This window comes from Bradyrhizobium sp. BRP22 (genome assembly GCF_020194175.1).
Taxonomy (GTDB): domain Bacteria; phylum Pseudomonadota; class Alphaproteobacteria; order Rhizobiales; family Xanthobacteraceae; genus Bradyrhizobium.
Window position 1 is genome coordinate 1 of sequence record NZ_JADYVX010000091.1, and the last position, 2,138, is coordinate 2,138.

The following is a 2,138-nucleotide window of genomic DNA, read 5'->3' on the forward strand; positions in this document are numbered from 1 at the left end:
GCTGATACTGGAGACGAGCGGCTTTGGTCCACGGCATGGTGTCCTCCCTCGAATCTTTGCAAATCCGAAGGAATCACAGGCCCGCCAAAACCGCTCACCCTTTTTCGGTCAGGCTCTCAGGATGAGGGGCAGTAGTGTGCTCCGAAATGACAGTTGAATGAGCTACCGCCCTACCTCGCAAACGAACGCGACGGCGCGAGATGCAGGGCGAAGGCGTCGACCTTGTCGCTCGCGCGCGGATAGATCTCGGCGACGATTGGATCATGCCCCGGAATGAAGCGGTCGCGATGCCCGGCGAGCCGCTCGACAGTCTCCCAGCCGATCGCCATGTCGCCGATGTTGTAGACGATCGGGAACGGACTGCGCTGGTGCAGATTGGCGTAGTAGTGCGCGGCGTCGGACGCCAGCACCACGGGACCGCGCGCGGTTTCGACCCGCACCACCTGCAGGCCATCGGAATGGCCGCCGACGCGGTGCACGGTGATTCCAGGCGCGACCTCGCCATCTCCGGAATGGAACGTGACGCGCTCGCCATAGACGTGGCGGACCATCAGCGTGACATGTTCGACCGAGAAGGGATGCCGCAGCATGCCGTTGCACATGCATCGCCCGGTCGCATAGCTCATCTCGCGTTCCTGCAGGTGGAAACGCGCGTTAGGGAAACGATCGAGATTGCCGGCGTGGTCGTAATGCAGATGGGTGACGATCACATCGCGGATCGACGCCGCCGAGACGCCGAAGCGATCGAGCGCATCGACCGGATTGAGCGTCAGCTTGCGGGCGCGCAGCTTGGCCTCCTCGGCATTGAAGCCGGTGTCGACCAGGATGTCGCGACCTCCTCCCCGGATCAGCCAGACGAAGTAATCGAGATCCTGCGCCGCGGTCTCATGCGGATCCGGCGCAAGAAAGTTCATGTGCGGGGTGCGCGGCGACATCGTCGCATAGCGCAGGGCATAGATCTCGTAGGCATTTCCCATTGGCTTCGCTTTTCTTGTCAGGTGGCCGTTTGCACCGCAAGCAAGCCATTGTCATCCGCAAACGTCAAACCCTGCAGGCTTGCTGCGGCTGCATGCCAGGGCGGTGAGAGCCGGCGCGAGAGCGTGTCACATCGCCGTTCTGGACGTTGTCGACGGAACCGACGCCGCCATCGGGACACCTGCAATCACTCGGCCGCCGAAAGCCGCTTCGCGCTTAATTGTCGCAATTAACGATGACGGCGCAAGTGGTTGACGGCATGTGGGCGCGGTTTGAAAATGCCGATTGCGTAGAGTAAGGTCGCCGCGGCGCAGACCGGGATCGGCGCTTTTTGGCTGGACTGCCGCGATTATGAACATCTGCTTTGCTTTACTGCTCACGTTGATTTTTGCCGTCGCCTCGACCGCCCCTTCCTTCGCTGCGGGCGAGCGTTATGCCCTGGTGATCGGCAACGCCAAATACCCGGACGCCGACGCGCCGCTGAAGGAGCCCATCAATGATGCGCGCGACGTCGCCGACGAACTCAAGCGCGACGGCTTCAATGTCGACATCGGGGAGAATCTGACCGGCGAACAAATGCGGCGCGCCTTCGATCGGCTCTACGGCAAGATCAAGCCGGGTTCGGTCGTGCTGTTGTTCTTCTCCGGCTACGGCATCCAGTCGAGTCGCCAGAGCTATATGATTCCGATCGACGCGCAGATCTGGAGCGAGGCCGACGTCCGCCGCGATGGTTTCAGCCTCGAGACGGTGCTGGGTGAGATCAACAGCCGCGGCGCCGGAGTCAAGATCGCCCTGATCGATGCTTCCAGGCGCAACCCGTTCGAGCGCCGATTCCGCAGTTTCTCGGCCGGCCTTGCGCCGGTGATCGCGCCGAACGGAACGCTGGTGATGTATTCCGCGGCGCTATCGTCCGTGATCTCGGACAATGGCAGCGACCACAGCCTGTTCGTGCGGGAATTGCTCAAGGAGATCCGCACTCCCGACCTGATGGCGGAAGAGACGCTGAACCGCACCCGCGTCGGCGTTACCCGCGCCTCGCGCAGCGAGCAGGTGCCGTGGATCTCGTCTTCGCTGGCGGAAGATTTCTCCTTCATTCCGGGTTCAGCGGCGCGGCCGCAGAGCCCACCGCCGCCGGCGCCTCCACCGCCACCACCAGCCCAGAC

General features: G+C 62.9%; 2 protein-coding genes. One reads left to right on the forward strand and one right to left on the reverse strand.

Translation table 11 applies throughout. The annotated features are described in order from the left end of the window. Positions 1-170: 170 nt before the first annotated feature. Positions 171-977 carry an N-acyl homoserine lactonase family protein gene (locus I6F35_RS39460; protein WP_225122950.1) on the reverse strand — a complete coding sequence of 269 codons (807 nt, stop codon included), beginning with the start codon at positions 975-977 and terminating at the stop codon, positions 171-173. A gap of 349 nt (positions 978-1,326) precedes the next feature. On the opposite strand from I6F35_RS39460, the gene I6F35_RS39465 reads away from it, so the two are divergent. Next, positions 1,327-2,138 (forward strand): caspase family protein (locus tag I6F35_RS39465; RefSeq protein ID WP_225122951.1); only part of this gene is annotated, 812 nt, incomplete at its 3' end.